The organism is Terrabacter sp. P2_E3, from assembly GCF_056403915.1.
Map to the genome: position 1 here is coordinate 1 of NZ_JBFUEN010000002.1, position 25,669 is coordinate 25,669.

At 70.5% G+C, this 25,669-nt stretch carries 22 protein-coding genes, 1 tRNA gene, 1 pseudogene and 1 riboswitch; of the genes and pseudogenes, 16 read left to right on the plus strand and 8 right to left on the minus strand.

The annotated features are described in order from the left end of the window. Positions 1-200 (minus strand): annotated as a pseudogene (locus tag AC1DW8_RS01765) (hypothetical protein); the annotation flags it as partial. A gap of 198 nt (positions 201-398) precedes the next feature. Here AC1DW8_RS01765 and AC1DW8_RS01770 point away from each other — a divergent pair. Continuing rightward, a complete protein-coding gene (locus AC1DW8_RS01770) occupies positions 399-1,481 on the plus strand; it encodes an S-(hydroxymethyl)mycothiol dehydrogenase (RefSeq protein WP_478091447.1) in 1,083 nt (360 codons plus the stop codon). Next, complete coding sequence (locus AC1DW8_RS01775) at positions 1,478-2,152, plus strand: MBL fold metallo-hydrolase (protein WP_478091449.1); 675 nt, start codon at positions 1,478-1,480, stop codon at positions 2,150-2,152. Before AC1DW8_RS01770 ends, AC1DW8_RS01775 begins: the two co-directional genes overlap by 4 nt. Positions 2,153-2,225: 73 nt before the next feature. Here AC1DW8_RS01775 and AC1DW8_RS01780 read toward each other — a convergent pair whose 3' ends face one another. After that, entirely contained in the window at positions 2,226-2,975 is a 750-nt protein-coding gene (locus AC1DW8_RS01780) for a hypothetical protein (protein WP_156415407.1), read from the minus strand. A 125-nt stretch (positions 2,976-3,100) separates the two neighbouring features. Between AC1DW8_RS01780 and cysS the strand changes: the two genes are divergently transcribed. The 4 genes from cysS (at position 3,101) to AC1DW8_RS01800 (ending at position 7,227) form a co-directional block, all read left to right on the plus strand. After that, positions 3,101-4,606: a cysteine--tRNA ligase gene (cysS, locus tag AC1DW8_RS01785; protein WP_478091451.1), complete on the plus strand. Its 1,506-nt coding sequence runs from the start codon at positions 3,101-3,103 to the stop codon at positions 4,604-4,606. A 1-nt stretch (position 4,607) separates the two neighbouring features. Further along, positions 4,608-5,579: a 23S rRNA (guanosine(2251)-2'-O)-methyltransferase RlmB gene (gene rlmB, locus AC1DW8_RS01790; protein ID WP_056771598.1), complete on the plus strand. Its 972-nt coding sequence runs from the start codon at positions 4,608-4,610 to the stop codon at positions 5,577-5,579. Positions 5,580-5,828: 249 nt separating this feature from the next. Further along, positions 5,829-6,680, plus strand: coding sequence for a DUF929 family protein (locus tag AC1DW8_RS01795; RefSeq protein ID WP_056771595.1), 852 nt, complete (start codon positions 5,829-5,831; stop codon positions 6,678-6,680). A 7-nt stretch (positions 6,681-6,687) separates the two neighbouring features. Further along, positions 6,688-7,227, plus strand: a complete 540-nt coding sequence (locus AC1DW8_RS01800; protein WP_478091454.1) for a vitamin K epoxide reductase family protein — start codon at positions 6,688-6,690, stop codon at positions 7,225-7,227. 60 nt (positions 7,228-7,287) lie between these two features. Here the strand turns inward: AC1DW8_RS01800 and AC1DW8_RS01805 are convergent, their stop codons facing one another. The 3 genes from AC1DW8_RS01805 to AC1DW8_RS01815 all read right to left on the minus strand — a co-directional run bounded on the left by AC1DW8_RS01805 (position 7,288) and on the right by AC1DW8_RS01815 (position 10,419). Then, positions 7,288-8,532, minus strand: coding sequence for a DUF4032 domain-containing protein (locus AC1DW8_RS01805; RefSeq protein WP_478091456.1), 1,245 nt, complete (start codon positions 8,530-8,532; stop codon positions 7,288-7,290). Next, complete coding sequence (locus AC1DW8_RS01810) at positions 8,529-9,188, minus strand: Pr6Pr family membrane protein (RefSeq protein WP_478091459.1); 660 nt, start codon at positions 9,186-9,188, stop codon at positions 8,529-8,531. The genes AC1DW8_RS01805 and AC1DW8_RS01810 overlap by 4 nt, the downstream gene beginning before the upstream one ends. Positions 9,189-9,315: 127 nt before the next feature. Next, the gene (locus AC1DW8_RS01815) at positions 9,316-10,419 is read right to left on the minus strand and encodes an ABC transporter ATP-binding protein (RefSeq protein WP_028785824.1); all 1,104 of its coding nucleotides are present in this window, start codon (positions 10,417-10,419) and stop codon (positions 9,316-9,318) included. 269 nt (positions 10,420-10,688) lie between these two features. On the opposite strand from AC1DW8_RS01815, the gene AC1DW8_RS01820 reads away from it, so the two are divergent. From AC1DW8_RS01820 to AC1DW8_RS01840, 5 genes are all read left to right on the plus strand, one after another. Beyond that, a complete protein-coding gene (locus tag AC1DW8_RS01820) occupies positions 10,689-12,011 on the plus strand; it encodes a sugar ABC transporter substrate-binding protein (protein WP_056771585.1) in 1,323 nt (440 codons plus the stop codon). Positions 12,012-12,161: 150 nt separating this feature from the next. Continuing rightward, entirely contained in the window at positions 12,162-13,706 is a 1,545-nt protein-coding gene (locus AC1DW8_RS01825) for an ABC transporter permease subunit (protein WP_056771581.1), read from the plus strand. Further along, entirely contained in the window at positions 13,706-14,650 is a 945-nt protein-coding gene (locus AC1DW8_RS01830) for a sugar ABC transporter permease (protein WP_056771578.1), read from the plus strand. The genes AC1DW8_RS01825 and AC1DW8_RS01830 overlap by 1 nt, the downstream gene beginning before the upstream one ends. Further along, on the plus strand, positions 14,647-16,533 hold the full coding sequence (locus tag AC1DW8_RS01835) for a glycoside hydrolase family 13 protein (RefSeq protein ID WP_478091462.1): 1,887 nt from the start codon (positions 14,647-14,649) through the stop codon (positions 16,531-16,533). Before AC1DW8_RS01830 ends, AC1DW8_RS01835 begins: the two co-directional genes overlap by 4 nt. A 1-nt stretch (position 16,534) precedes the next feature. Further along, positions 16,535-17,548 carry a LacI family DNA-binding transcriptional regulator gene (locus tag AC1DW8_RS01840; RefSeq protein ID WP_020145689.1) on the plus strand — a complete coding sequence of 338 codons (1,014 nt, stop codon included), beginning with the start codon at positions 16,535-16,537 and terminating at the stop codon, positions 17,546-17,548. A 168-nt stretch (positions 17,549-17,716) separates the two neighbouring features. Here AC1DW8_RS01840 and otsB read toward each other — a convergent pair whose 3' ends face one another. Together otsB and AC1DW8_RS01850 are read right to left on the minus strand one after the other, a co-directional pair. Further along, positions 17,717-18,520, minus strand: coding sequence for a trehalose-phosphatase (otsB, locus tag AC1DW8_RS01845; RefSeq protein WP_478091465.1), 804 nt, complete (start codon positions 18,518-18,520; stop codon positions 17,717-17,719). Beyond that, positions 18,517-20,079 (minus strand): alpha,alpha-trehalose-phosphate synthase (UDP-forming), encoded by a 1,563-nt coding sequence (locus AC1DW8_RS01850; RefSeq protein ID WP_056771572.1) that lies wholly within the window; start codon positions 20,077-20,079, stop codon positions 18,517-18,519. The genes otsB and AC1DW8_RS01850 overlap by 4 nt, the downstream gene beginning before the upstream one ends. A gap of 204 nt (positions 20,080-20,283) precedes the next feature. Here AC1DW8_RS01850 and AC1DW8_RS01855 point away from each other — a divergent pair, with 204 nt between their 5' ends. From AC1DW8_RS01855 to AC1DW8_RS01875, 5 genes are all read left to right on the plus strand, one after another. Continuing rightward, entirely contained in the window at positions 20,284-20,715 is a 432-nt protein-coding gene (locus AC1DW8_RS01855; protein ID WP_056822342.1) for a CBS domain-containing protein, read from the plus strand. 99 nt (positions 20,716-20,814) lie between these two features. Continuing rightward, positions 20,815-22,698 (plus strand): serine/threonine-protein kinase, encoded by a 1,884-nt coding sequence (locus AC1DW8_RS01860; protein ID WP_478091468.1) that lies wholly within the window; start codon positions 20,815-20,817, stop codon positions 22,696-22,698. Positions 22,699-23,018: 320 nt separating this feature from the next. Continuing rightward, positions 23,019-23,206, plus strand: a riboswitch (cyclic di-AMP (ydaO/yuaA leader). Positions 23,207-23,209: 3 nt separating this feature from the next. Further along, positions 23,210-23,860, plus strand: a complete 651-nt coding sequence (locus AC1DW8_RS01865; protein ID WP_056822338.1) for a LysM peptidoglycan-binding domain-containing protein — start codon at positions 23,210-23,212, stop codon at positions 23,858-23,860. 161 nt (positions 23,861-24,021) lie between these two features. Then, positions 24,022-24,097, plus strand: a tRNA-Thr gene (locus AC1DW8_RS01870). Between the two features lie 161 nt (positions 24,098-24,258). Beyond that, the gene (locus AC1DW8_RS01875) at positions 24,259-24,705 is read left to right on the plus strand and encodes a DUF6325 family protein (protein ID WP_056771560.1); all 447 of its coding nucleotides are present in this window, start codon (positions 24,259-24,261) and stop codon (positions 24,703-24,705) included. Between the two features lie 187 nt (positions 24,706-24,892). On the opposite strand, the gene AC1DW8_RS01880 is transcribed toward AC1DW8_RS01875, so the two are convergent. After that, a complete protein-coding gene (locus AC1DW8_RS01880) occupies positions 24,893-25,600 on the minus strand; it encodes a hypothetical protein (protein WP_478091471.1) in 708 nt (235 codons plus the stop codon). Between the last annotated feature and the right edge of the window lie 69 nt (positions 25,601-25,669).

Here is a 25,669-nt window from a genome sequence, read left to right on the forward strand (position 1 = left end):
GGACCACCGACCGGACCACCGACCAGCCCGCCAACGGGTCCCATCCGCATCCTCATGCCGGCCACCTTGGCCCAGCGAGCGACCGCGAACCGGTCCACCCCGACCTGCCGAGCCACCTGCAGCCCCGACATGCCCGCCTCGAGCAACCCCAACGCCTGCTCCCGCTGCCCCACCGAATACCGCCTCAGCCCTGCAGCCATCGTCCCGCCTCACACGACATCCGTGTTGCGCAGACGATCTGAGACCGCCCACGCGCGGACGCACCGGACGTGACCGGGCGCTCACTCGTGTGTGGCTGGGCGCTCACTCGAGGGTGACGGGGAGGCCGCCCGCATCGAGCGGGGGGAGGGTCTGTCAGGATCGAGGGGACCGCAGGGACGCACGCCGAGGGAGCCAACATGCCGCAGACCGTCAAGGGTGTCATCAGCCGCAGCAAGGGGGCCGACGTCGAGGTCGTCGACGTCGTCGTGCCGGACCCGGGCCCGGGTGAGGCGGTCGTCAAGATCGAGACCTGCGGGGTGTGCCACACCGACCTGCACTACCGCGAGGGCGGCATCAACGACGACTACCCCTTCCTGCTCGGCCACGAGGCCGCCGGCTACGTCGAGGCCGTGGGCGAGGGCGTCACCGACGTCGCCCCGGGCGACTTCGTCATCCTCAACTGGCGCGCCGTGTGCGGCCAGTGCCGGGCCTGCGCCAAGGGCAAGCCCTGGTACTGCTTCAACACGCACAACGCCACGCAGAAGTTGACGCTGACCGACGGGACCGAGCTGACCCCCGCCCTGGGCATCGGAGCCTTCATCGAGAAGACGCTCGTCGCTGCCGGCCAGTGCACCAAGGTGCCCGAGGCCGACGCCGCTGCCGTCGGTCTGCTCGGCTGCGGCGTCATGGCCGGCTTCGGTGCGGCCGTCAACACGGGCGGCGTGGGACGCGGCGACTCGATCGCCGTCATCGGCTGCGGAGGCGTCGGCAACGCGGCGATCGCCGGTGCCAAGGTGGCCGGCGCGACGACGATCATCGCCGTCGACGTCAGCGACGCGAAGCTCGAGCAGGCCAAGCACTTCGGCGCGACGCACACCGTCAACAGCACGGATACCGACGCCGTCGAGGCGATCCGCAGCCTCACCGACGGCAACGGCGCCGACGTCGTCGTCGAGGCGGTCGGACGCCCCGAGACCTACGAGCAGGCCTTCTACGCGCGAGACCTCGCCGGCACCGTCGTCCTCGTCGGCGTGCCCACGCCGGACCAGCAGGTCACCCTGCCGATGATCGAGATCTTCGGCCGTGGGGGCAGCCTCAAGTCGAGCTGGTACGGCGACTGCCTCCCGAGCCGGGACTTCCCGATGCTCGTCGACCTCTACAAGCAGGGCCGTTTCGACCTCGACGCCTTCGTCTCCGAGCGGATCGGCCTCGCGGACATCGAGGCGGCGTTCGACAAGATGCACGCCGGTGAGGTCCTGCGATCGGTGGTCGAGCTGTGAGCGCCGACGCGGCGGGCGACCGGGTCACGCCCTCGCAGGGCGGCGTCCGCATCGACCACACGACGACCGCGGGCACCTTCAGCCTCGACGGCGGCACGTGGGAGGTCGAGAACAACGTCTGGGTGATCGGCGACGACACGGAGTGCGTCGTCATCGACGCCCCGCACGACGCCGGCCCGATCCTCGAGCTCGTCGGTGACCGCCGCCTGACCCACGTCCTGCTGACGCACGCGCACGACGACCACGTCACGGTCGTGCCCGAGCTGGTCGCCGCCCATCCCGGGGCCAAGGTCGCGCTCCACCCCGACGACCGCGTCCTGTGGGACCAGAGCCACCCCGACCTCGCCCCGTCGCTGGACCTCGCCGGCGGCGACGTCGTGCAGGTCGGCGACGTCGAGCTCTTCGTGCTGCACACCCCCGGCCACGCGCCGGGAGCCTGCTGCTTCCACGCCCGCGACCTCGGGGTCGTCTTCACCGGTGACACGCTCTTCCAGGGCGGCCCCGGCGCGACCGGTCGGTCCTACTCCGACTTCCCGACCATCGTCGAGTCGATCAAGGACCAGCTGCTCTCCCTCCCACCCGAGACGGTCGTCCTCACCGGGCACGGCCGCGCGACGACCATCGGCGACGAGAAGCCGGACGTCGAGGAGTGGATCCGCCGGGGTCACTGACCCGCCTGCCGAGCCACCCGGCATACGCAAGCGGGCGTATGCCGGGTGGCTCGGGTCGGCGGTCCCCGCTCGCTCAGGCGCGGGGCGCGTCGCGCAGCAGGCTGATCTTCTGCCAGATCTTGCGGCCCATACCGGTCGTGAGGTTCTCGATCTCGCTCACGGTGTCGAGGACGAGGGCGTCGGTCGACTCCTCGGCGCACAGGGCGGCGGCCTTGGACGTCAGCGACAGCAGCTCGGAGCAGTACTCGAGGTAGAGGGCGTAGTCGCGCACCGACATCGTGCGCGGGCTGACGACCTCGTCGCCCGCCACCGTGCCGAGCCGGGTGTCGGGCAGCAGCGCCGCCGGGTCCTTGCTCATCTGGTGCATGTCGATGATGTGGGCGAGCGAGCGGAGGCGGTGCAGCCGGCGGATGAGGTCGTTGCGCACGACCCGGTCGGCGAGCGACAGGAGGAACCAGATCGCGATGCCGGCGAAGACGAGGTCGTTGATGAGGCTCTCGACGACGGGCAGCCACTCGAACGCGGCGACGGACCCGGCCCGGGCGACGGCGTCACGCACCGCGATGCCGACCGCGACGAGCGACACGGCGAGTACGACGACGATGAGGGCCCGCGAGGTCCACAGGAGGCCGGCCCGCTGGGCGGGGGCGCGGCGGCGGCGGTCGAGGAGGGCGTCGACGACCTTGCCGAGCTCCTCGGTCGCGGCACGCAGGCCCGGGTGGCGCGGCAGGTAGGTGTCGATGCGTTCGCCGAGGTAGCTGATGACGGCGCGCACCTCGGAACCGTCGAGCCGCTCGTAGCTCGTGAGCCGCGGTTGCGCCATGGCCCGAGCGTAGCCGCGGGGCGCCGGCGAGGTCGCGATCGTGGGCCGGCCGGGCCGGCCGGGCGGCATACGTGCTCGTACGTGCGTGGTCGGGTGCGCGGCGACGCGCCGATAGACTTCGGCGGGTGAGCCTACGACTGTTCGACACCGCGACCCGGGAGCTGCGCGACTTCACGCCGCGCGAGGCGGGCAAGGTCGGCATGTACATCTGTGGCCTCACGACGCAGGGTGCGCCGCACATCGGGCACATCCGGTTCGCCGTCGCGTTCGACGTGCTGCGCCGCTGGCTCGAGGTCGGTCACGGCTACGACGTCACGCTCGTGCGCAACGTCACCGACATCGACGACAAGGTCCTGCGCAAGGCCGCCGACGCCGGTGAGGACTGGTTCGCCCTGACCTACCGCAACGAGCGCCTCACCTCGCAGGCGCTCGACGCGCTCGGCGTCGAGCCGGCCACCTACGAGCCGCGGGCGACCGGTCACGTCCCCGACATGGTGACCCTCATGGAGACGCTCATCGAGAAGGGCCACGCGTATGCCGCCCCCGACGGCAGCGGCGACGTGTACTTCGACGTGCGCTCGTGGCCCGAGTACGGCTCGCTGACGGGCCAGTCGCTCGACGACATGGTGGGCGCCGACGACGCCGACCCCCGCGGCAAGCGCGACCCGCGGGACTTCGCGCTCTGGAAGGGCCACAAGTCCGACGAGCCCGAGAGCGCGTCGTGGCCGACGCCCTTCGGCGCCGGTCGTCCGGGCTGGCACCTCGAGTGCTCGGCCATGGCCCGACGCTGGCTCGGCGACGAGTTCGACATCCACGGCGGTGGCATCGACCTGCGCTTCCCGCACCACGAGAACGAGCAGGCGCAGTCGCGCGCGGCCGGGCTCGGCTTCGCCCGCTACTGGCTCCACAACGCGTGGGTCACGGTCAAGGGCCAGAAGATGGGCAAGTCTCTCGGCAACGCCCTCGAGGTGCGTCACCTGCTCGAGCAGACGCGGCCGATCGTGCTGCGCTACTACCTCACGGCCGCGCACTACCGCTCGATGATCGAGTACCACCCCGGCTCCCTCGAGGAGGCCGCGGCCGCCGTCGAGCGCATCGAGGGCTTCCTCGAACGCGGGGCACGACGCGGCACGATCGTGCCCCTGGCGGCCGCCGCGCTCCCGGCCGCCTTCGTCGCCTCGATGGACGACGACCTCGGCGTCAGCGGGGCGCTCGCCGTCGTGCACGACACGGTGCGCGCCGGCAACAGCGCCCTCGACGAGGACGACGACGAGGCTGCCCTCGAGGCGGCGGCCGCCGTCGTCGCCATGACCGAGGTGCTCGGCATCAACCCGCTCGCTGCTCACTGGGGCTCCGGCGGCAGCCGCGAGGACGCCGCCTCGGAGCTGGCCCTCGACGCCCTCGTGCGGGCCCAGCTCGACGCCCGCCAGGTCGCCCGCCAGGAGCGCGACTTCGAGCGGGCCGACGAGATCCGCGACACGCTCACGGCGGTCGGCATCGAGATCACCGACACCCCGTCCGGCGCCCAGTGGTCGCTCGCCCGCCCGGCGCGCGGCGACGCCGAGACCGCCACCGACACCACCACCGACCACCCCACCGCGGCCCCCCGGGCCGAGAAGGCACAGGGCTGACATGCCAGGCAACTCCCAGCGGCGCGGCGCCATCCGCAAGAACAGCAAGGGCGCGACCGTGGGCTCCGGCGGCCAGCGCCGCCGCGGACTCGAGGGCAAGGGCCCCACGCCCAAGGCCTCCGAGCGCGAGTACCACCCCGCCCACAAGCGCGCCAAGGCGGCGGCGAAGCGGTCCGGCTCCGGTGCCCCCGGACCGGGCGGACGCGGCCAGGCCCGCTCGAAGAGCCGCAGCAAGGCCTCGAGCGAGATGGTCTACGGCCGCAACTCCGTCGTCGAGGCGCTGCGAGCCGACGTGCCGGTGGCGACGATGTACATCGCCACCCGCATCGACACCGACGACCGCGTGCGCGAGGCGCTCAAGATCGCGACCGAGCGTGGCCTCGCGATCCTCGAGACGCCGCGCGGCGAGCTCGACCGCCTCACCGACGGCGGCGTGCACCAGGGCATGGCGCTGCAGGTGCCGCCCTACGAGTACGCCCACCCGAACGACCTCATCGACCCCGAGATGCCCGGCATCCCGCTCGTCGTGGCGCTCGACGGCATCACCGACCCGCGCAACCTCGGCGCCATCGTGCGCTCCGTGGCGGCCTTCGGCGGCCACGGCGTCGTCGTGCCCGAGCGTCGCTCGGTCGGGATGACCGCGTCGGCGTGGAAGACCTCGGCCGGTGCTGCGGCCCGCATCCCCGTGGCGCGCGCGAGCAACCTGACCCGCGCCCTCGAGGAGTTCAAGAAGGCCGGCTTCTTCATCCTCGGCCTCGACATGGACGGCGATGTCGAGCTGCCCGACCTCTCCCTCGCGACGGAGCCGCTCGTCATCGTGACCGGGTCGGAGGGCAAGGGCCTCTCGCGCCTCGTCCGCGAGACGTGCGACCAGATCGTGTCGATCCCGATGAGCTCTGCCGTCGAGTCGCTCAACGCCGGCCTCGCCACGGGCGTCACGCTCTACGAGATCGCCCGCCAGCGCCGCCGCTGACTCTCGCCGCTGACCCCGGCCGGCCGGCCGGTGGCCGGCGGGGTCAGCGGCCGAGGTCACGATCCGGCCACTGGCGACCGTCCGGCATACGCTCAGGGAACTCCGACGGCCCGCCCGACGCTGGTCAGGTGGTGCTCGATAGAGTGCTGTCGACCTCCACTACGCCCTGTAGTACGCCGTGACGTGGCGGTGAGGGCGCGCAACCGAGCGCTGCGGCACCGCAGCGGGACCGACCGAAGGACAAGATTCGTGGCGAAGAGCAACCGTGCCGAGACGGCCGCCAGGGCAGCGCAGCTGCGCGCCGAGGCCGCCCGCAAGGACCGTCAGCGCACGCAGGTCATCGCCGCGTCGGTCGCGGTGGTCGTCATCGTGATCGCCGTCGTCCTGGGGATCGTCATCTCCAACCGGCCCAAGGATGCCCCCGCGGCCAGCGGCGGGGCGGCCGCGCTCGCCACCCTCGAGAAGCTGCCCGCCTCCCTCTTCGACCAGGCTCCGGCGCCGACGCCGGAGCAGGCCCCCGCCAAGCTCCAGGGCGGCACCGCGCTGACCCAGGACGGCAAGCCGAAGGTGCTCTACATCGGCGCCGAGTACTGCCCGTTCTGCGCGATGGAGCGCTGGGCGCTCATCGGGGCGCTGTCCCGTTTCGGCACGTTCACCGGTGTCACCGAGACGACGAGCTCGAGCGACGACGTCCACCCGAACACCCCGACATTCTCCTTCAAGGACGCGAAGTACACCAGTGACGTCGTCGCGTTCGAGGCCGTCGAGACCCAGGATCGCAACAAGCAGCCGCTGCAGACCCTGGACGGCGAGAACCTCGCGCTCTTCCAGAAGTTCAACCCCGGTGGCGGCATCCCGTGGATCACCTACGGCGGCACCCACGCCACCGACGGCGCGACGGTCGACGCCAACGCCTTCGAGGGCAAGACCTACGACCAGATCATCGCCGGCATCCAGGACCCGACGTCCGACATCGGCAAGACCGTGACGCCGGCCATCAACATGATCACCGCCCAGATCTGCGACCAGACCAAGGGCAAGCCCGCCGACGTCTGCACGAGCCAGGGCGTGGCGGCCGCGTCCGTGCTGCTCAAGCGGTGACGTCGGCGTGAGCCCGCAGCGTGACGACGTGACGACGGCCGACGGCGTCCCGGTCGGTGCCGGGCGAGTCCGACCCGGGTGGCTCGCCCCGGTGTCCGTCGGCCTCGTCGTCGTCGGGCTGATCGTCTCGGTCTACCTGACGTTCGAGCACTTCACCGCCAACGCGACCCTCGCCTGCAGCATCGGCGGCGTCGTCGACTGCGCGAAGGTGACGACGAGCGCGTGGAGCACCTTCATGGGCGTGCCAGTCGCGCTGCTCGGCCTCGTCTTCTTCGTCGTCGCCCTGGGCCTCTGCCTCCCGTCGGTCTGGCGGCGGCCGGAGCCCTGGCTCGACGCCGTCCGCCTCGCCTGGCTCACGATCGGCCTCGGCATGGCGCTCTACCTCGTGTGGGCCGAGCTCTACCGGATCCACGCGATCTGCCTGTGGTGCACGGCCGTCCACGTCGTGACGTTCCTGCTCTGGATCGTCGTCCTCTTCGGCCAGATCCTCTCGGGACCGGCTGACGACCTCGCGATGGGCACCGACGAGGACGCCGTGGCGGGTTGAGGTGTGCCGTCGCGCCGGGCGGCGACGAACCACGTCGACCCAGCCGGACGGCATACGTCCTCAGTCGAAGCGGCTGATGACGGGCATCTCCTCGGTGTCGACGCCGAGCACCGCCTTCTCCTCCGGCTTGGCCGGCAGGACCGTCGCGACGTAGTCGCGCAGCGCGTCCTCGATGGGGGTGTCGTGCCCGGCGCGCTCGCTCATGTACCAGCGGTGCTCGAGCACCTCGTGGAAGATCTCGGCCGGCTCGAGGCGGCCGGTCAGCTCTCGAGGCACGGCACGCGTCACCGGCTCGTAGATCTTGGCGAGCCAGTCGTGCGCGACGATCTCCTCGTCGTCACCCTGGCGGTCGGTCGCGGCGGCGTACGCGTCGAGGTCGTTGAGCAGGCGGCGGGCCTGGTTCTCGCCGACGTCGAGGCCGGTCAGGCGCAACAGGCGGCGAGAGTGGTGGCCCGCGTCGACGACCTTCGGGGTGATGACGATCTCGGTGCCGCCGATGTCGGTCGTCATCGACAGCTCGTCGACGTCGAAGCCGAGCTCGTTGAGGCGCCGGATGCGCTCGTCGACCCGCCAGCGGTCACCGACCTCGAAGCGCTCCGTGCCGGTGAGGGCGTCCCACAGCGTGTGGTAGCGCTCGATGACCGATGCAGACACCTCGAAGGGGTCGGCGTGCTCCTCGAGGAAGCCCCCGGCCGCGAGGTCCATGAGCTCGCCGGCGATGTTGACCCGGGCGATGTCGAGGTCGTGCTCGCGCTGGCCGTCGGACAGCCGTGCGTGCAGCTCACCGGTCTCGGCGTCGACGAGGTAGGCGGCGAAGGCGCCCGCGTCACGACGGAAGAGCGTGTTGGAGAGCGAGACGTCGCCCCACCAGAAGCCTTCGAGGTGCAGGCGCACGAGCAGGACCGCCAGCGCGTCCATGAGACGCACTGCCGTGTCGGGCCGGAGGTTCTGGCTGTAGAGCGCGCGGTAGGGCAGGGAGAACTGCAGGTGGCGCGTGATGAGGCAGGCGTCGAGAGGCTCCCCGTCGGCCGTCGTGCGACCGTGGACGACACCGAACGGCTCGACCGACGGCACGTCGAGGCGACGCAGGTTGCGCAGCATGGCGTACTCGCGGTCGGCGATGTCGTCCTTGATCTCCTTGACGGCGAGGACGCGCGGCCCGAGCTTGACGAAGCGCACGACGTGTCGCGAGATGCCACGGGGCAGCGCGGCGAGGTGGCTCTCGGGCCACTCCTCCAGCGGTGTCGACCACGGCAGGTCGAGCAGGGCGGACTCGGGCCTGGCGGTGGTGATCTCGAGCGTCACGCGTTCATCGTGGCACGGTCGCGCGACAGGCGTCGATCAGCCCAGAGCGCAAGGGCGGCCAGCGCCAGGAAGAGGGCGGCGATGAGGGCGCAGTTGAGCAGGGTTCGGCCCAGGCCGATGGAGCCGACGTCGAGGAAGGGGTAGGGGTACCAGTCGACCAGCGGTCCGAGGGCGAGGGTGGCCACGAGCCAGAGGACCGGCCAGATGAGCGAGGGCAGCAGGTCCTCGCGCGTGACCTTGCCGCGCGGGCCGAAGACGGCCCACCCGACGAAGGTGAGGACCGGCACGACGATGTGGAGGAGCCGGTCGCAGACGAGAGAGCCCGTCGTGTAGTTCGGCGACGGGGGGAGTGCGATGGCCGCGACGATCCCGGTCACCGTGATCCCGACCAGCGACGCGAGGCGGACGACCCGGAAGACCTGCGACTCGATGCGTCCGCGCACGATGAGGAACGTCGAGACCGCGACGAGGAAGTTCGCCTGGATCGTGAAGTAGGAGAAGAAGCGCCGCACCTGCTCGGGCCGGGTGGTCGTCACCGCGCTCGAGTCGAGGATGTTGTCGCCCGTCGCCACGAGGTAGAGCTGGAAGGCGAGCGCGAAGACCGCGACGACGAGCGTCGCGACGTGCCAGTACCGCCCGATCGTCGACTTGGTCACACGCGGAGCCTAGGGCTTGCCGAGGTGCCGGTGCCGGATGTTGTCCAGCGTTGCGCCACAACGGCGCCGGGCCGGCACCCAGGAAGGGTGCCGGCCCAGCGGCGTGATGTGGTGGTACGCGAGTGGCTCAGTCGCCGACGCGCAGCCCCGACTCGGCGTTGAAGACGTGCACGTGGCCGGACTTGGGCTTGAGGTAGATCTTGTCGCCCTTCTCCGGGGGGCGGCGACCGTCGACGCGGGCGATGAACGGCACGGCGCCGGCGTTCTCGCCGGTGGCCTCGAGCAGCTTCTGCTCGGTGGAGCCGTAGATGTAGGCGTCGGCGCCGAGCTCCTCGACGACGTCGACCGTGACGGGGATGCCCGACTGGTCGGACGACAGCTCGAGGTCCTCGGGACGGACACCGAGCGTGACGTTCTTGCCGACGTTGGCGAGGTCCTCACGCGCCACCGGGACCGTGTGGCCGTGCAGGTCGACGCCGCCGTCGGTGACCGGTACCTCCATGAGGTTCATGGCGGGCGAGCCGATGAAGCCGGCGACGAAGACGTTGGCCGGGTGGTCGTACATGCGGCGCGGGCTGTCGCACTGCTGGAGGATGCCGTCCTTGAGCACCGCGACGCGGTCACCCATCGTCATGGCCTCGACCTGGTCGTGCGTGACGTAGACCGTCGTGACGCCGAGGCGGCGCTGGAGCGAGGCGATCTGCGTGCGGGTCTGGACGCGGAGCTTGGCGTCGAGGTTGGACAGCGGCTCGTCCATGAGGAACACCTGGGGGGAGCGCACGATCGCACGACCCATCGCGACGCGCTGGCGCTGGCCACCGGAGAGGGCCTTCGGCTTGCGGTCGAGGTACGGCGTCAGGTCGAGGATCTTGGCGGCCTCCTCGACGCGCTTGCGGATCTCCGCCTTGTCGACGCCGGCGATCTTGAGCGCGAAGCCCATGTTGTCGGCGACCGTCATGTGCGGGTAGAGCGCGTAGTTCTGGAAGACCATCGCGACGTCGCGGTCCTTGGGGGACAGGTTCGTCACGTCGCGGTCACCGATGAGGATGCGTCCGCCGTTGACCTCCTCGAGGCCGGCGAGCATGCGCAGGGAGGTGGACTTGCCACACCCGGAGGGGCCGACCAGGACGAGGAACTCCCCGTCCGCGATCTCGATGTTGAGCTTGTCGACGGAGGGAATCGGGTTCCCGGGGTACTGCCTCGTCGCGTTGTCGAACGTCACTGTTGCCATGGCTTCTTTGCCTTCCTTCACCGGCAGGAACGTGCCGGACGATCCGTTGTAAAGGTGTGCCTGCCCGGGTGAGCAGGCCTCGTCATCATGACCCATGCCCGCCCCGAAGGCCACCCCTGGTCCATCTGCACCCCTCTGACCTGCGGATTCGTGTCGTGTCCAGAACGTTGCAAAAAATTGCAGCAAGCGGGTTCCCGCTGTCTGCAACTTCTTGCTAGATTCCGGGGCACCGGTGGCGGCGTGTGCCACCTGGCTTCAAAGGAGAATCCATGCACAAGCGTGCGCTCGGCGCTGCTGCCGTCACGGGTGTTGCCGCCCTGGCCCTCAGCGCCTGCGGTGGGTCCAGCCCCACCACCCCGTCCGACACCGGCGCCGCCGGCACGAGCAAGGCGGCGACGACCACCGGTGTCCCGGAGACGCCGAGCGGCACCGCTGCTCCCGTCCGTGACGCCAACGTCGACCTCGTCATCTGGACCGACGCCGACCGCTCGAAGGCCGTGCAGAAGTATGCCGACCAGTTCGCCGCCGAGAACGGTGTGACCGTCAAGGTCCAGATCTCGACCGACACCCGCGCCCAGTTCAAGGACGCGACCAAGGTCGGCAAGGGCCCCGACGTCATCGTCGGCGCCCACGACTGGCTCGGCGAGCTCGTCCAGAACTCGACGGTCGCGCCGGTCAACCTCAGCTCCGACGTCGCGGCGAAGTTCCTGCCGAAGGCGATCGAGGCGACGAAGTTCAACGGTCAGTCCTACGGCGTGCCCTACGCCGTCGAGAACATCGGCCTCATGTACAACAAGGACCTCGTCCCGAACCCGCCCAAGACCATGGACGAGCTCGTCGCCACCGGCGAGAAGCTCGTCAAGGAGGGCAAGGCCAAGCAGGTCCTCAGCCAGTTCGTCTCCAAGGTCGGCAACGCGTACTTCGCCTACCCGTACCTCTCGGCCTTCCCCGAGGGCGGCATCTTCGCGATCAAGCCCAACGGCGACTACGACCCGAACAAGGTCATCGTCAACACCCCTGACTCGATCAAGGGTGGCGACGCCCTCGCCGCGCTCGGCAAGAAGAAGGTCCTCTCGACCAACGTCGACGACACGAACCAGGACGCGCTCTTCGACACGAAGGCCGCGCCGTTCATGATCTCCGGTCCGTGGAGCGTCGCCAAGGCGAAGGAAGCCGGCATCAACTACGGCATCGCCCCGCTGCCGAGCCTCACCGGTGGCGGCGCCATGCGTCCGTTCCTCGGTGTCCAGATGTTCTACGTCTCGAGCAAGGCCAAGAACGCCGCTCTCGCGCAGGAGTTCGTCACGAACTACATCCCGCGCAAGGACGTCCAGCTGGCCCTCTTCGAGGTCGGCAAGCGTCCGCCGGCCCTCAAGGAGGCCTACGCCGAGGTCGCCGCGAGCGACCCCGACGTCAAGGCGTGGTACGAGGCCGGCATCGACGGCTCGCCGATGCCGAACATCCCCGCGATGAACTCGGTCTGGGGCCCCTTCGGCCAGGCGACCGCCGACATCATCGCCGGCAAGGCCGGCGCCAAGGAGCGTCTCGACGCTGCTGCCAAGGAGATCACGGCGAACATCGCCAAGGGCTGAGCTCCTTAGTCTGACAAGGGTTTCCGGGGTCCGTCCTGAGGGCGGACCCCGGGATCCCGGCCCGGGCACGGGCCATCGGGGAGCTCCGCGAGGGCTCCCCTTCGTGCACCTACGGCAACGGCGCCGGGTCGGCGCAAAAGGACGTGTCACATGACCAAGCCCATCGCTCTCGCGATCAAGTGGGTTCTCATCGTCGCGACGTTGGCCGGCATCCTGTGGATCGCCACCAAGCTCGCGCAGGCAGGCAACACGACGGCCGTCGTCATCGCGGGACTCGTGGGGATGGGCATCCTCGTGGTCTATGCGACGAGACGTTCGGTCCCGCTCAAGTACCTCGTCCCGGGTCTGATCTTCATGACCCTCTTCCAGCTCTGGCCGGTCATCTACACCGCGAGCCTGTCGACGACGAACTACGGCGACGGACACCTCTACAGCAAGCAGGAGTCGGTCACCGACATCATCGCCCAGTCGGTGCGTGAGGTCCCTGACACGCCCCGCTACAAGATGTCGGTCGCGACCGCCGAGGGCGGAGACCCCACCACCGCAGACCTCGTCCTGCTCCTCACCAAGCCCGACGGCAGCACGTACGTCGGCGACAAGACCGGTCTCAAGCCGCTACCCGCGACCGGTGTCGAGAAGACCCCCATCGGCAAGATCACCAAGGCGCCCGGCTACACCGTCCTCACCGCCAAGCAGGCGAACGCCAGGAGCAAGGACCTGTCGGCCATCGCGGTGCCGACGAGCGACGGGGGTGGCATCAAACCGGTGGGTCTCTCCGAGGCCTTCGAGGGCAAGGCCACGGTCACCTACGACCCGGCCGCCGACAAACTGACCGACACGTCCACGACTCCGGCCACGGTGTACGAGCCCAAGGATGCCCGCTGGGTCAACGTCGCCGACCCCAGCCAGTCCTTCCCGCAGGGTTGGAAGGAGGGCGTCGGCCTCGCGAACTACTCGCGCATCTTCACCGACAGCACGATCCGCAGCGGCTTCCTCGGCATCTTCATCTGGAACATCGCCTTCGCAGTCCTGTCGGTGCTCACGACCTTCCTGCTGGGCATGCTCATCGCACTGCTCTTCAACGACCCGCGCCTGCGCGGCAAGTCCATCTACCGGTCGCTGCTGATCCTTCCCTACGCCCTGCCGTTCTTCGTGACGGCGCTGGTCTGGAAGGGCATGTTCAACCAGGACTACGGCATCATCAACCAGACGCTGGGACTGGACGTCGACTGGCTCGGAACGACGGGCGGAGCCCGTGCCGCAATCCTCATCACGAACCTCTGGCTGGGCTTCCCGTACATGTTCATCGTGTGCACGGGCGCGCTCCAGTCGATCCCGCAGGACGTGCGTGAGGCGGCGACCATCGACGGCGCCAACGCCTTCCGGACACTCCGCTCGATCATCATGCCGTTGCTGCTCGTGGCCGTCGGCCCGCTGCTGCTCGCGTCGTTCGCGTTCAACTTCAACAACTTCGGGCTCATCTACCTGCTCACCAAGGGTGGCCCGTTCAACGGCGCCGACACGAGCATCGGCTCGAGCGACCTGCTCATCACGTACGCGTACCGCCTGGCCTTCTCGGGCAGCGCGCCCAACTACGGCTTCGCGGCCGCGGTGTCCGTGATCATCTTCCTGCTCGTGGCGCTGATGAGCATCCCGGGCTTCCGTCGCACCAAGGCCCTCGAGGAGGTCAACTGATGGCGACCGTCAACGCTCCCGTCCCTGCCGACCCGCGCATGGACACCCGCATCGCGGAGGAGACCGGTGCCAGCACGCCGGCCTCGCCCAAGCGTGGCGGTCTCGGCGGCTCGGTGTGGTGGCGCCACGCCCTGGGCATCCTCGCCCTGATGTGGGCGCTCTTCCCGATCCTCTTCATCTACTCGGCCGCGACGAACCCCAGCGGCACGCTCAACACGGCGAGCCTGTGGCCCTCGGGCTTCTCGACGAAGAACTTCGCCGACCTCTTCACCGACAGCTCGCGCCCGTTCTGGACCTGGTACAAGAACTCGATGATCATCTCGCTCTCGGGGGCGCTGGGCGCGGTCTTCATCGGCGCGTGCGCGGCCTTCGCCTTCTCGCGCCTGCGGTTCAAGGGCCGCCGGGGCGGCATGATGTTCCTGCTGCTGACGACGTTCTTCCCGGCGCTGCTCGCCATCGTCGCGCTGTACATCATCTTCGCGGGCATCGGTGACGTGCTGCCGGCCCTCGGCCTCAACACGGTGGCCGGCCTCACCCTTGCCTACCTCGGTGGGGCGCTCGGGGCCAACGTGTGGCTCCTCAAGGGCTACTTCGACACCGTGCCGCGCGAGCTCGACGAGGCGGCGATCGTCGACGGCGCAAGCCACGTTCGCATCTTCTTCACGATGACGCTGCGCCTGGTCATGCCGATCCTCGTGACGGTCTTCATGCTCGTCTTCGTCGGCCTCTACGGCGAGTTCATGCTGGCGAGCGTGTTCCTCACCGACGTCGACAACCAGACGCTCGGTGTCGGCCTCTACGGCATGACGCTCGGCAACGACGCGAACACCCTCTTCGGGCGGTTCACGGCCGGTGCCCTGCTCGGCTCGATCCCCGTCATGCTGCTCTACCTCGCCTTCCAGCGCCAGCTGGTCGGTGGCCTGACCACGGGATCCGTGAAGTGACGCCTGCCCCGACCCGCCAGCTGACGTGGCTGAGCCAGCCGCACCACGACGGGTCGGGGCGGTACGTCTCCAACCAGGCGCCCCGCCTCGGCGACCGCGTCGACGTGCTCGTGCGCGTCCCGCTCGAGGCCGGGGTCGAGGCCGTCCACGTGCGCACCTCGCCCGACGGCGAGGCGACCTTCACGGTGGCGCGCAAGGTCCGCACCACGGGCGCCGACGACTGGTGGCGTGCCACCCTGACCTGCCACAACCCGGTCACGAACTACCGCTTCCTGCTCACGGCCGGCCCGACGAAGTACGCGTGGCTCAACGGGACCGGCGTCCACGAGCGGGACGTCCCCGACGCGAGCGACTTCCGGCTCGTGGCGCACGCCACCCCGCCGCCCGAGTGGGCACTGGGGTCGGTCGTCTACCAGATCTTCCCCGACCGCTTCGCGCGCTCGAAGGGTGCCGACAAGCACGAGACGCCCGACTGGGCCGTCGCCGCGGCCTGGTCCGACCCGGTCGACCTCAGCCCGAAGGGCGTCGGCCACCAGCTCTACGGCGGCGACCTCGACGGCATCACCGAGCACCTCGACCACCTCGAGTCGCTCGGCGTCGACGTCGTCTACATGACGCCCTTCTTCCCGGCGCGCTCCAACCACCGCTACGACGCGTCGTCGTTCGAGCAGATCGACCCGCTCCTCGGTGGGGCCCCGGCCCTGCGCCGGCTCACCAAGGCAGCCCATGATCGCGGCATGAAGGTGATGGGCGACTTCACGACGAACCACACGGGCAACGCCCACGAGTGGTTCCTCAAGGCGGCCGGTCCGGGCGGGAAGAACACGCCTGAGCGGGACTACTACATCTGGGAGGACGGGATCTACGTCGCCTGGCTCGGCGTCCCGTCCCTGCCGAAGCTCAACCACCTGAACGCCGCCCTGCGCCACCGCATCTTCGAGGACCCCCAGGGGGTCGTACGCAAGTGGCTGGGCCGCTCGGGCGGGCTCGACGGATGGCGCGTCGACGTCGCGAACATGACCGGTCGCTGGCGTGCCACCGACGTCAACCACGACGTCGCCCGACAGATGCGTGACGTCATGGGCCGGGTCGCGCCGGACGCCCTGCTCGTGGGGGAGCACTTCCACGACTACACGCCCGACATGCCCGGCGACGGCTGGCACGGCGTCATGAACTACGCCGGCTTCTGCAAGCCGACGTGGACGTGGCTGCGAGAGGAGCCGAAGGACCCGCGCTTCCTCGGTGCCCCCGTGCCGCTGCCGCTCCTCGAAGCCGGTGCGGTCGTCGAGACGATGCGTGACTTCACGTCACGGATCGCCTGGCAGTCGCTCGTCCACTCCTTCAACCTCGTCGGGTCCCACGACGTGCCGCGGATCCGCACCCTCGTCGGCCCCGACTCCGTCGAGACGGCGGTCGGCCTGCTCATGACCTTCCCGTCGATGCCGATGATGACCTACGGCGACGAGATCGGCATGGAGGGAACCTTCGGCGAGGACGGTCGCCGTCCGATGCCGTGGGACGAGAACGCCTGGGACGCAGACGTGCTCGCGGTCTACCGCGGCCTCATCCAGGCGCGCCAGCGCTCGGTCGCGTTGCGACGCGGAGGCCTGCGCTGGGTGCACGCCGAGGGCGATGCCATGGTCTACCTCCGCGAGACGCTCGACGAGGTGGCCCTCGTGCACGTGGCGCGAGCGGCGCACGAGCCCGTCGTCCTCGACCCGCGACACCTCGCGGGCATCGAGTCCGGCACACCGGCATACGGACCCGCTCCGAAGATCGGCAAACGTGCTGTCACACTGAGCGCCTCGGGGCCGAGCGTCAGCATCTGGACGTGGCGCCCGACCGACGACGGTCCACGACACGTGCGACGAAGGGGGAGGTGAGATGAAGGCAAGACTGCGTGACATCGCCGATCAGGCGAGCGTGTCGGAGGCCACCGTGTCACGGGTGCTCAACGGCAAGCCCGGGGTGGCCGAGTCGACCCGCCAGGCCGTGCTGACGGCGCTCGACGTCCTCGGCTACGACCGACCGAGTCGCCTGCGGCGCAAGAGCGCCGGGCTGGTGGGGCTCATCGTCCCCGAGCTGACCAACCCGATCTTCCCCGCGTTCGCGCAGATCATCGAGAACTCCCTCGCGCAGAACGGCTACACCCCGGTGCTGTGCACCCAGGTCGCCGGGGGAGTCCACGAGGACGACTACGTCCAGATGCTCCTCGAGCGCGGCGTCGCCGGCATCATCTTCATCTCCGGCCTGCACGCCGACACGACGACCGACTCGGCCCGCTACGTCGCGCTGCGTGACCGCAACCTGCCGCTCGTGCTCGTCAACGGCTACATCGAGGGTGTCGACGCGCCCTTCATCAGCAACGACGACGTCGCCTCGATGGGTCTCGCGCTCGAGCACCTCGTGAGCCTCGGGCACCGCGAGATCGGCCTCGCGGTCGGACCCGACCGCTACGTGCCGGTCATCCGCAAGATCGCCGGGTTCCGCCACTCGATGCAGGAGCTGACGGGTCGCTCCGACGTCGACGACCTCATCGAGCGCTCGCTGTTCAGCGTCGAGGGCGGCGCGACCGCGGCCGGCCGCCTCCTCGACCGCGGCGCCACGGCCGTCGTGTGCGGCTCGGACCTCATGGCGCTCGGTGCGATCCGCGAGGCTCGCAAGCGCGGTCTCAACGTGCCGCGCGACTTCTCGGTCGTCGGCTACGACGACTCGACGCTCATCGCCTTCACCGACCCGCCCCTGACGACGGTTCGCCAGAGCGTCAACGCGATGAGTGCTGCGACCGTGCGCGCCCTGCTCGACGAGATCGCCGGGCAGCCTTCTCCCCGAGCGGAGTACGTCTTCCGCCCCGAGCTCGTGGTCCGCGGCTCGACCGGCGCCGTCCGACGCCACTGAGGGGCGTCACCCGACGCCAGCGGACGGCATACCTGCCCTGACCGCCGGCCACCCGACGAACCCCGCCCCGGCGGAGTTGTGACGGTAGATCAGCGGCGAGGGCCGCCACACGTCCGCCCGGGTGGGGTTGCGGTGGCGGGCGTATGCCGGGTGGCCCGGTCGCGTCGGTCAGGTCGGGGTGTGGGCGGCGGAGCTGAGCTGCTCGAGACGCGTCAGCAGTGCGGCCACCGCCTGCTCGTCGTCGACGCGATAGCGGGCGGCCGTGGAGCCGGTGCCGACCTTGACCGTGATGTCCTCGGGTCGACGCATCCGCATGAACGCGTCCTCATCAGTGACGTCGTCGCCGAGGTAGACGCGTGCGACGGCGCCGACGTGGCGGCCGAGGGCAGTGACCGCGGACCCCTTGTCCGCGTGGGAGACCGACAGCTCGAGCACCGACTTGCCCTTGAGCACCTTGACACCGGGGTGGTCGAGGGCGACCCGCCGGGCGTCGGCGATCGCGGCGTCGCCGGTCTCGCGCGGGATGCCCCGGACGTGGACGACGACGGCGGCCGACTTGTACTCGATGCCGGCCTCGGGGTGGTGCTCCTTGACGAGGGCCTCGATGTCGGTGCGCAGCTCCGCGAGCGTCACCTCGTCGTCGGGGGTGACGGCGGCCGCCTCCATGGCCTCGCGCACGGCCGGGCTCGACGACTCGGCGCCGTGGCTGCCGATGAGGACGATCGGCTCGTCCTCGGTGATGCCGGTGAGCTCACGCAGCGTGCCGAGGTCGCGGCCCGAGACGACGGCGACGTGCACGCCGGGCAGGCTCGCGAGCGACCGGAGCGTCTCGACGGTGCCCTCGACGGGAGTGGCCTGCATCGGGTCGGCGTCGAACGGCGCGAGCACCCCGTCGAAGTCGGTCGCGACGAGCAGGACGTCCGCGGAGGTCGCGGCCTCGAGGGCCTCGGTGGGCGGTGCGCCGGTGCTCACGACCGCGTCCCGTCCGTCGCGCTGTGGGATTCGTCGCGGGAGTCGCTGCCCGAACTGTCGGACGACGTGCCGGACGACTCGCTGGGCGCCGGCATGAGCGGTGTCTCCTCAGCGTGCGGTGTGGGCCGCGGGCGCGACTCGGCCCCCGGCATCTCGGGCGCCGCGGCGAGCGCGGCGAGGTAGCGAGCCGCCCAGCGCTGGACGTCGTGGTCGGACACGCGGCGGCGCAGCGCCTTCATGATCCGCTGCTTGTCCTTGGCCGGGGTGTTGATGGCGCGCAGGATCGTCTGCTTGAGCCCCTCGATGTCGTGCGGGTTGCACGCGAAGGCCTGGTGCAGCTCGTGCCACGCGCCGGTGAACTCCGACAGCACGAGGGCGCCACCGAGGTCATGGCGGCACGTGACGTACTCCTTGGCGACGAGGTTCATGCCGTCTCGGAGCGGGGTGACGAGCATGACGTCGGCGGCCTGGAAGAGGGCCGCCATCTCCTCGCGCGGGTAGGAGTGGTGCAGGTAGTGGACGGCCGGGGCGCCGATCTTGCCGAGCTCGCCGTTGATGCGGCCGACGGTCTGCTCGATCTCGTTCTTGAGGTTGCGGTAGGCGTCGACGCGCTCGCGGCTCGGGGTCGCGACCTGCACGAGCGTGACGTCGGGCGGCCCGATGCGACGCTCGCTCAGCAGCTCCTCGTAGGCCTTGAGCCGGTGCCGGATGCCCTTGGTGTAGTCGAGCCGGTCGACGCCGAGCATGAGGACCTTGGGGTTGCCGAGGCTCTCGCGGATCTCGCGGGCGCGCTCCATGACGTCGGGGCGCTTCGCCAGCTCCTCGAGTCCCTGGAAGTCGACGGAGATCGGGATGGCCGCCGCCCGGACCTGGCGGTGGGCGCCCTCGACGGTGACGCGGTCGCGCTTGGTCTGGGCGCCGAGCAGCTGGCGGCAGGCGCGCACGAAGTTGCGGGCGTCGGCCTGGCGCTGGAAGCCGAGGAAGTCGGCCCCGAGCAGGCCCTCGAGCAGCTGGGCCCGCCACGGCAGCTGGGCGAAGAGCTCGACGGGCGGGAAGGGGATGTGGTTGAACCACCCGATGCGCACGTCGGGTCGCAGCTGGCGCACGAGGGCCGGGACGAGCTGGAGCTGGTAGTCCTGCACCCACACGGTGGCGCCCTCGGCCGCGACCTCGGCGACGGCCTCGGCGAAGCGACGGTTGACCGTCTGGTAGCTCGACCACCACTCGCGGTGGAAGGTCGCCGGCACGATGACGTCGTGGTAGATCGGCCACAGGGTGTCGTTGGAGAAGCCCTCGTAGTAGTCCCGGACCTCGTCGGTCGACAGCGGCACGGGGTGCAGGTGGATGCCGTCCTCGTCGAACGGCTCGGGTGCCTCACCGGCGTCTCCGGCCCAGCCGACCCAGGCGCCGGGCTGCGTGCGCATCACCGACTCCATCGCGGTGACGAGGCCGCCGGGGCTGCGTCGCCACTCGACCTCGCCGTCGTCGGTGATGACCTTGTCGACGGGCAGGCGGTTCGCGGCGATGACGAGGTCGTAGGTCGGCCGAGGGGTCGACACGCAATCAGCTCCTGCTGCTCGAGGGGAGGGCACGGCCCTCGACGTACCCAGACCCGGGGGGAGGGGCGCCGCGGGGCGCGATCGGTCTCACTCTAACGAGCGAACGGTGGCGCCCGGTGCGGTCCCGCTCTAGGGTCGAGACAGGGCATCTCTGGTGGAGCGGGTGGCCGCCTGAGGGCATCGCGCCGAGGTGAAGGAGTCGCCGTGAAGATTTCTGACGTGCTGCGCAAGAAGGGCAGCGAGGTCATCACCATCAAGCCCGACGAGACGGTCGCAGGCCTGCTCGGCCTGCTGGCCGAGCACCGCATCGGCGCGGTCGTGGTGAGCACGGACGGCTCGAGCGTCGACGGGATCGTCAGCGAGCGCGACATCGTCCGGCACCTCCACAGCACCGGCACGAGCGTGCTCGAGGCGCCGGTGTCGCAGATCATGACGAGCGAGGTCACCACCGGTTCGGCCGACGACAACATCGCCGACCTCGCGGGGACGATGACGGAGATGCGGGTGCGCCACGTGCCGATCGTCGACGCCGACGGCAAGCTCGCCGCCATCGTCAGCATCGGCGACATCGTCAAGCACCGGCTCTCCGAGCTCCAGTCCGAGCGCGATCAGCTGCGCGACTACATCAGCAGCTGACGCTCTGGAGAAACCGGACAGAACCGACGAACGAGGACACTCCGAGGCTCGCTGCCGCAGGGTTCCTGCCGTGGCGCCCCCGTCGCATACCGTAGGGGTATGACTGCGTACGACCGGACCGAGCGGGTGCCCAACCCGCGGCCCGGCGCGCGTACCGGTGGCGTGCCCGTGGCAGCGCGCCCCGGCGGGCCGGGGTCCCCGCAGCGGATCGGCCCGTACCGCCTCATCGAGGAGATCGGCGAGGGCGGCATGGGCGTGGTCCACCTCGCCCTCGACCCGCGCGGCCGTGCCGTCGCGATCAAGGTCCTGCGCGCCCACGTCGCGCACGACGCCGACGCCCGGCAGCGCCTGTCCCGTGAGGTCGACACCCTCTCGCGCATCCGCGACGCGCGGGTCGCGAGCGTCATCGACGCCGACGTCATGGCGCCCCGCCCCTACATCGTGACCCGCTACGTGCCGGGCCCGGCCCTCGACGAGGTCGTCGAGGACCACGGCCCGCTGGCCCCGGCGGACCTGCTCCGCCTGGCCCGCGGGATCGCCGAGGCGATCCGCGCCATCCACGCGTGCGGGGTCGTCCACCGCGACATCAAGCCGGGCAACGTCCTCATCGAGGACGGCGACCCGGTCCTCATCGACTTCGGCATCGCGCACCTGCAGGACGACGTGCGCCACACCGTCGGCGGGCTCGTCATGGGCACGCCAGGCTACCTCTCGCCCGAGCTCGTCGAGGGTGCCGCCATCACCGACGCCACCGACTGGTGGGGCTGGGCCGCCACGATCACGTATGCCGCGTCGGGCCGTCCGCCGTTCGGCCGCGCCCGCATGGACGCCGTGCTCACCCGCGTCCGTGCCGGTGACGTCGACCTCGAGGGCGTCGACCCGCGCCTCGTGCCGCTGCTGCGCGCGTCCCTCTCTCCCGACCCGCGGCTTCGCCCCCACGCCGACGAGGTCATCGCGGCGCTCGAGCTCTACGCCGCCGGCCGCGCGGCGACCGTGCCGACGCCGAGCGGCAACCCGTGGGACGACGGCCGCGTCAGCGCGACCCCCGGAGACACCCAGGTCGTGCAGCACGGCAGCACCGCCGTCATGCCGCCCGTCGGCACAGCAGGCACAGCAGGCACGGCAGGCGCCGTGGGCGCTGGTGCGGCCGCGGGGAACCCGGTGCGGTGGGCCCCGCCCCCGACCGGTCCACGGTCGCCCGATCCCGGCCCGGCGGCATACGACCACGGCTGGGACGACGAGCCCACGTCGCCGGACGACTGGGGTGGCGCCCAGGCCTACGATGCCCGACACGGGCGCGGCGGCCAGGACGTCGAACCGGCTCCGCAGGACGGCTACTGGCCCGACGACGAGTGGGACGAGGACGACGAGCCCGCCCAGCGCGAGGGCGACCCGCGCATCGGACTGCCGATGCGCACCGGCCTGCTCGCCGCCGTCGCGATCGCCTGGGTCGGTGCCCTCATGGCGTGGCCGGGCATCGCCCTCGTCGTGCTCGTCGTCCTGTCGGCGCTCGCCCGGGCCACCGATCGCTCGGTGACGGCGCTCGTGCTGCGCCGCTACGACTTCGGCCGCCGGCGCAGCGACGTGCCCTTCGCCGTCGTGTCGAGCCCGTGGCACCTCGTCGTCGGCATCATCGCAACCGGGGTCGGGCTGCTCCTGCCCGTGGCGGTGGCGCTCGCCGGCGTCTTCGCGGCCGCCCTGCTCCTCGCCGGCACGCAGGGGACCGACCTCGGCCCGGGCACACCGATCACGCTCGCGATCGGCGGTGTCCTCGGCCTGCTCATGCTGTGGTGGGGCCCCGGCGGCGCCTCACTGCGACGCGGTTCGCGCTCGATGGCGCGGCGCCTCGTGCCGGCCGGCCTGGCCGCGCAGATCGTGTCCGGGCTGCTCGCCGTCTTCGGCGTCGCGGCTGCGCTCGTGGCCCTGCAGCACGGGTCGAGCCTCACGTGGGACCCGTTCACGACGAACCCTTTCGGGAAGTGACGGCTCGGCGCACGAGACGGTGAGCGTGCGGGGCGGGGCCTGTGGGGCGTCCGGGCGGCCTCTGTGCGGGGCCTGTGTGCATAGCGCATCGACCTGCATCTGGGGCTGAAAAAAAGATCACGGAAGTGTCTCGACGTGCCTTGTGCGCTGCGGAAACCTCCCGTACCGTCAGTGCTCGGCGGCCTCGACTTTCGGGTCGAACGGGAGCAGCACCACTCGGCTCCCGGGTCGCTTCGTCGCGTCCGGCTCCACACGAACGCTCCCACAACTTCACATGGACACCCATTTATCCGTTCCCTGAGCGCGCCGAGCCTCGCCAGCCAGGGATGTAGCCCACACCCGTGGGCCGGGCGAGGACGGGGGACCCAGTGTGGCCAGTGAGTGCATGTGTGTCGAAGCGCATGTCAAGAGGACGAGATCTGGTCTCGGGGTGAAGTCGCATCCGCGACGGGGCACCTGACGCCCCAACCCGACAGCTAACCCCGCAGGCGCGCGTCAGGAAGGATCACCCATGCAGTACATGTCCAAGCATGCTGCGGCCAAGAAGATCTCGGCCAAGCAGCGCATCGCGGGAGTCGGAATCGCTGGAGCCGCCACCATCGTCGGTGGCATCGCCACGGGCGGGTCGGCCAAGGCCGCCTCGGTCTGGGATCGCGTCGCCCAGTGCGAGTCGAGCGGCAACTGGCACATCAACACCGGCAACGGCTACTACGGCGGCCTCCAGTTCGTGCAGAGCACGTGGCGCGGCTACGGCGGCACGGCCTTCGCGTCGCGCGCCGACCTCGCCACGCGGGCCGAGCAGATCGCCATCGCGCAGCGCGTGCTCGCCTCCCAGGGCCCCGGCGCCTGGCCGGTGTGCTCGCAGCGGGCCGGCCTGACGCGGGCCAACGGTGGCGCAACGACGACCCCGGTCTCGCGGTCGACCGTCCGGAAGCCCGTGACGACGAAGAAGGTCGTCAAGAAGAAGACGTACGCGACGAAGCCCACGGTCAAGAACACCGCCAAGGGCGCCAAGGTCACCGTGCACAGCGGCGACACCCTCGGCAAGATCGCCGCGCGCTACCACGTGGCCGGCGGCTGGAAGGCCCTCTGGAAGGCCAACGGCGCCCGGGTCACCAACCCGAACCTCATCTTCGTGGGTCAGACTCTGCGACTCCCGTGAGTTCCTGATACAACTGAGCCGGACGGCCTCGCGCGACCAACCCCTGGGTTTGCGCGGGGCCGTCCTTCTCATGTCCGGCGTCGGCTCGCGCCCGGTGTTTGGGCGTATGCCGTCCCGCTCGGTTACGCTTTCGCCCGTCCGCGGCGCTCGCGCCGAGACGTGCTGGCGTGGCGCAATTGGTAGCGCACCTGTCTTGTAAACAGGCGGTTAGGGGTTCGAGTCCCCTCGCCAGCTCCACCGTGACGTGCGAGTCCGGCTGACGGGCCCGCATCTGCGTGCCCACGGCGAGAGGCTCATCCCCGGCGGATGACGCGGGACGGACGAGCGGCTCCTAGCGTTGGGATCGGTCCCCCATCGGACGCACCGATCCATCGGACGCACCTCAAGGAGAAGATGACATGACTCTCAACGTCGACGAGCTCGGTCCGGTGGACTGGATCGTCGTGGAGTTCGAGGGCAGCACCCTCAACGGCAAGATCGCCCCGATCCTCAAGGACTACGTGGATCGCGAGCTCATCCGGGTCCTGGACCTGCTGTTCTTCAAGAAGGCGGAGGACGGCAGCTTCGAGGCCTTCGAGGCGACCGACCTGGAGGACTCGGAGATCGGCGAGCTCCGTGCGTACGAGACCGAGCTGGCCATGCTGCTCAGCGAGCAGGACGTCGCCGACCTGGCCGACACCATCGAGCCCGGCAGCTCGGCGGCCGTCCTGGTCTGGGAGAACCTGTGGGCGGCTCCCTTCGGCGCGGCGGTGCGTCACGCCGGCGGCCAGCTCGTGGCCAGCGGGCGCATCCCGATCCAGGCCGTCATCGCCGCCATCGAGTCCGACGAAGAGGAAGGAGCCTGACATGCCACTCGCAGCCAGGCGCAGGAGAAGGACAGTGGCCGCCGTCGGCGGCGCCGTCGTCGTCGCGCACGGGATTCACCGGCGCGGTGAACGCCGTGAGGACCGGCGCGACGATCGCCGCGATCGCCGCTGACGCGTGACTCGGGCCGTGGGGCCCGCTCAGGGCTCCACGGCTCCTTGCGCTGCCCTACGCCGTCGCCGGCTCCGGTCGGAACGACGTGACCAGCAGGTGCAGGCTGAGGAGCAAGACCCACAACGGGAAGAGCAGGACGGCCCAGACCGTCCGCGGTGGTGCGAGGAGCAGGACCAGCGCGACGACGAACCCCACGGCGACGAGCCAGCGTGGCACGATCCCGGTGCGACGGCCGAGGTTCGTGACGACCATCGTGAAGACCGCTGCCATGCGGATGCCGAACGTCGTCAGGAGGGCCGTGCTGACCGCCCCCACCTGCCGGACGTACTCCGGCGAGACGCTGTCGGGCCCGTCGTAGAGGGCGAGCAGCGCTCCGACGTCTGCAGATGCGGCGAAGAGCATGGCGACGAAGAGCAGGCCCGACCCGAGGAAGGCTGTCGCGAAGAGCTTGTCCTCGCGGTGCCCGAGACGGGAACGGATCACCCCGATGAACCACAGGAAGGCGATGCCCGCGTACGGGGTGAGCTGCGTCGCCAGCGTGACCCTGCCGCGGCGCTCCGCATCGGTGATCCACGTCGAGCGGCCGCCGGTGCCCGGGAGCGCCAGGTACATGAGGATGACGACCGCCCCCAGGAGCACGGCGAAGGCGATCCCGGCGATGGCCGCCGCCCGCGGTGTGCGGATCTCGTCGAGCACCCGCCCCCGTGGTGCGAGGTCGGCCGGTGACTCGGCCCGACCACGCTCGTCCTCATGCATGCTCATGCTCCAGCCGTGGGCCCGTGCGGCCTTCGTGGGGACCGATCGTGTGACGACCCTGCGGGGGTCGGTGGC

Coding starts and splice junctions, on each gene's coding strand:
- AC1DW8_RS01770 (WP_478091447.1), top strand. CDS start 399: ATGCCGCAGACCGTCAAGGGTGTCATCAGCCGCAGCAAGGGGGCCGAC.
- AC1DW8_RS01780 (WP_156415407.1), bottom strand. CDS start 2,975: ATGGCGCAACCGCGGCTCACGAGCTACGAGCGGCTCGACGGTTCCGAG.
- rlmB (WP_056771598.1), top strand. CDS start 4,608: ATGCCAGGCAACTCCCAGCGGCGCGGCGCCATCCGCAAGAACAGCAAG.
- AC1DW8_RS01815 (WP_028785824.1), bottom strand. CDS start 10,419: ATGGCAACAGTGACGTTCGACAACGCGACGAGGCAGTACCCCGGGAAC.
- AC1DW8_RS01820 (WP_056771585.1), top strand. CDS start 10,689: ATGCACAAGCGTGCGCTCGGCGCTGCTGCCGTCACGGGTGTTGCCGCC.
- AC1DW8_RS01825 (WP_056771581.1), top strand. CDS start 12,162: ATGACCAAGCCCATCGCTCTCGCGATCAAGTGGGTTCTCATCGTCGCG.
- AC1DW8_RS01830 (WP_056771578.1), top strand. CDS start 13,706: ATGGCGACCGTCAACGCTCCCGTCCCTGCCGACCCGCGCATGGACACC.
- AC1DW8_RS01840 (WP_020145689.1), top strand. CDS start 16,535: ATGAAGGCAAGACTGCGTGACATCGCCGATCAGGCGAGCGTGTCGGAG.
- AC1DW8_RS01860 (WP_478091468.1), top strand. CDS start 20,815: ATGACTGCGTACGACCGGACCGAGCGGGTGCCCAACCCGCGGCCCGGC.
- AC1DW8_RS01865 (WP_056822338.1), top strand. CDS start 23,210: ATGCAGTACATGTCCAAGCATGCTGCGGCCAAGAAGATCTCGGCCAAG.
- AC1DW8_RS01875 (WP_056771560.1), top strand. CDS start 24,259: ATGACTCTCAACGTCGACGAGCTCGGTCCGGTGGACTGGATCGTCGTG.
- AC1DW8_RS01880 (WP_478091471.1), bottom strand. CDS start 25,600: ATGAGCATGCATGAGGACGAGCGTGGTCGGGCCGAGTCACCGGCCGAC.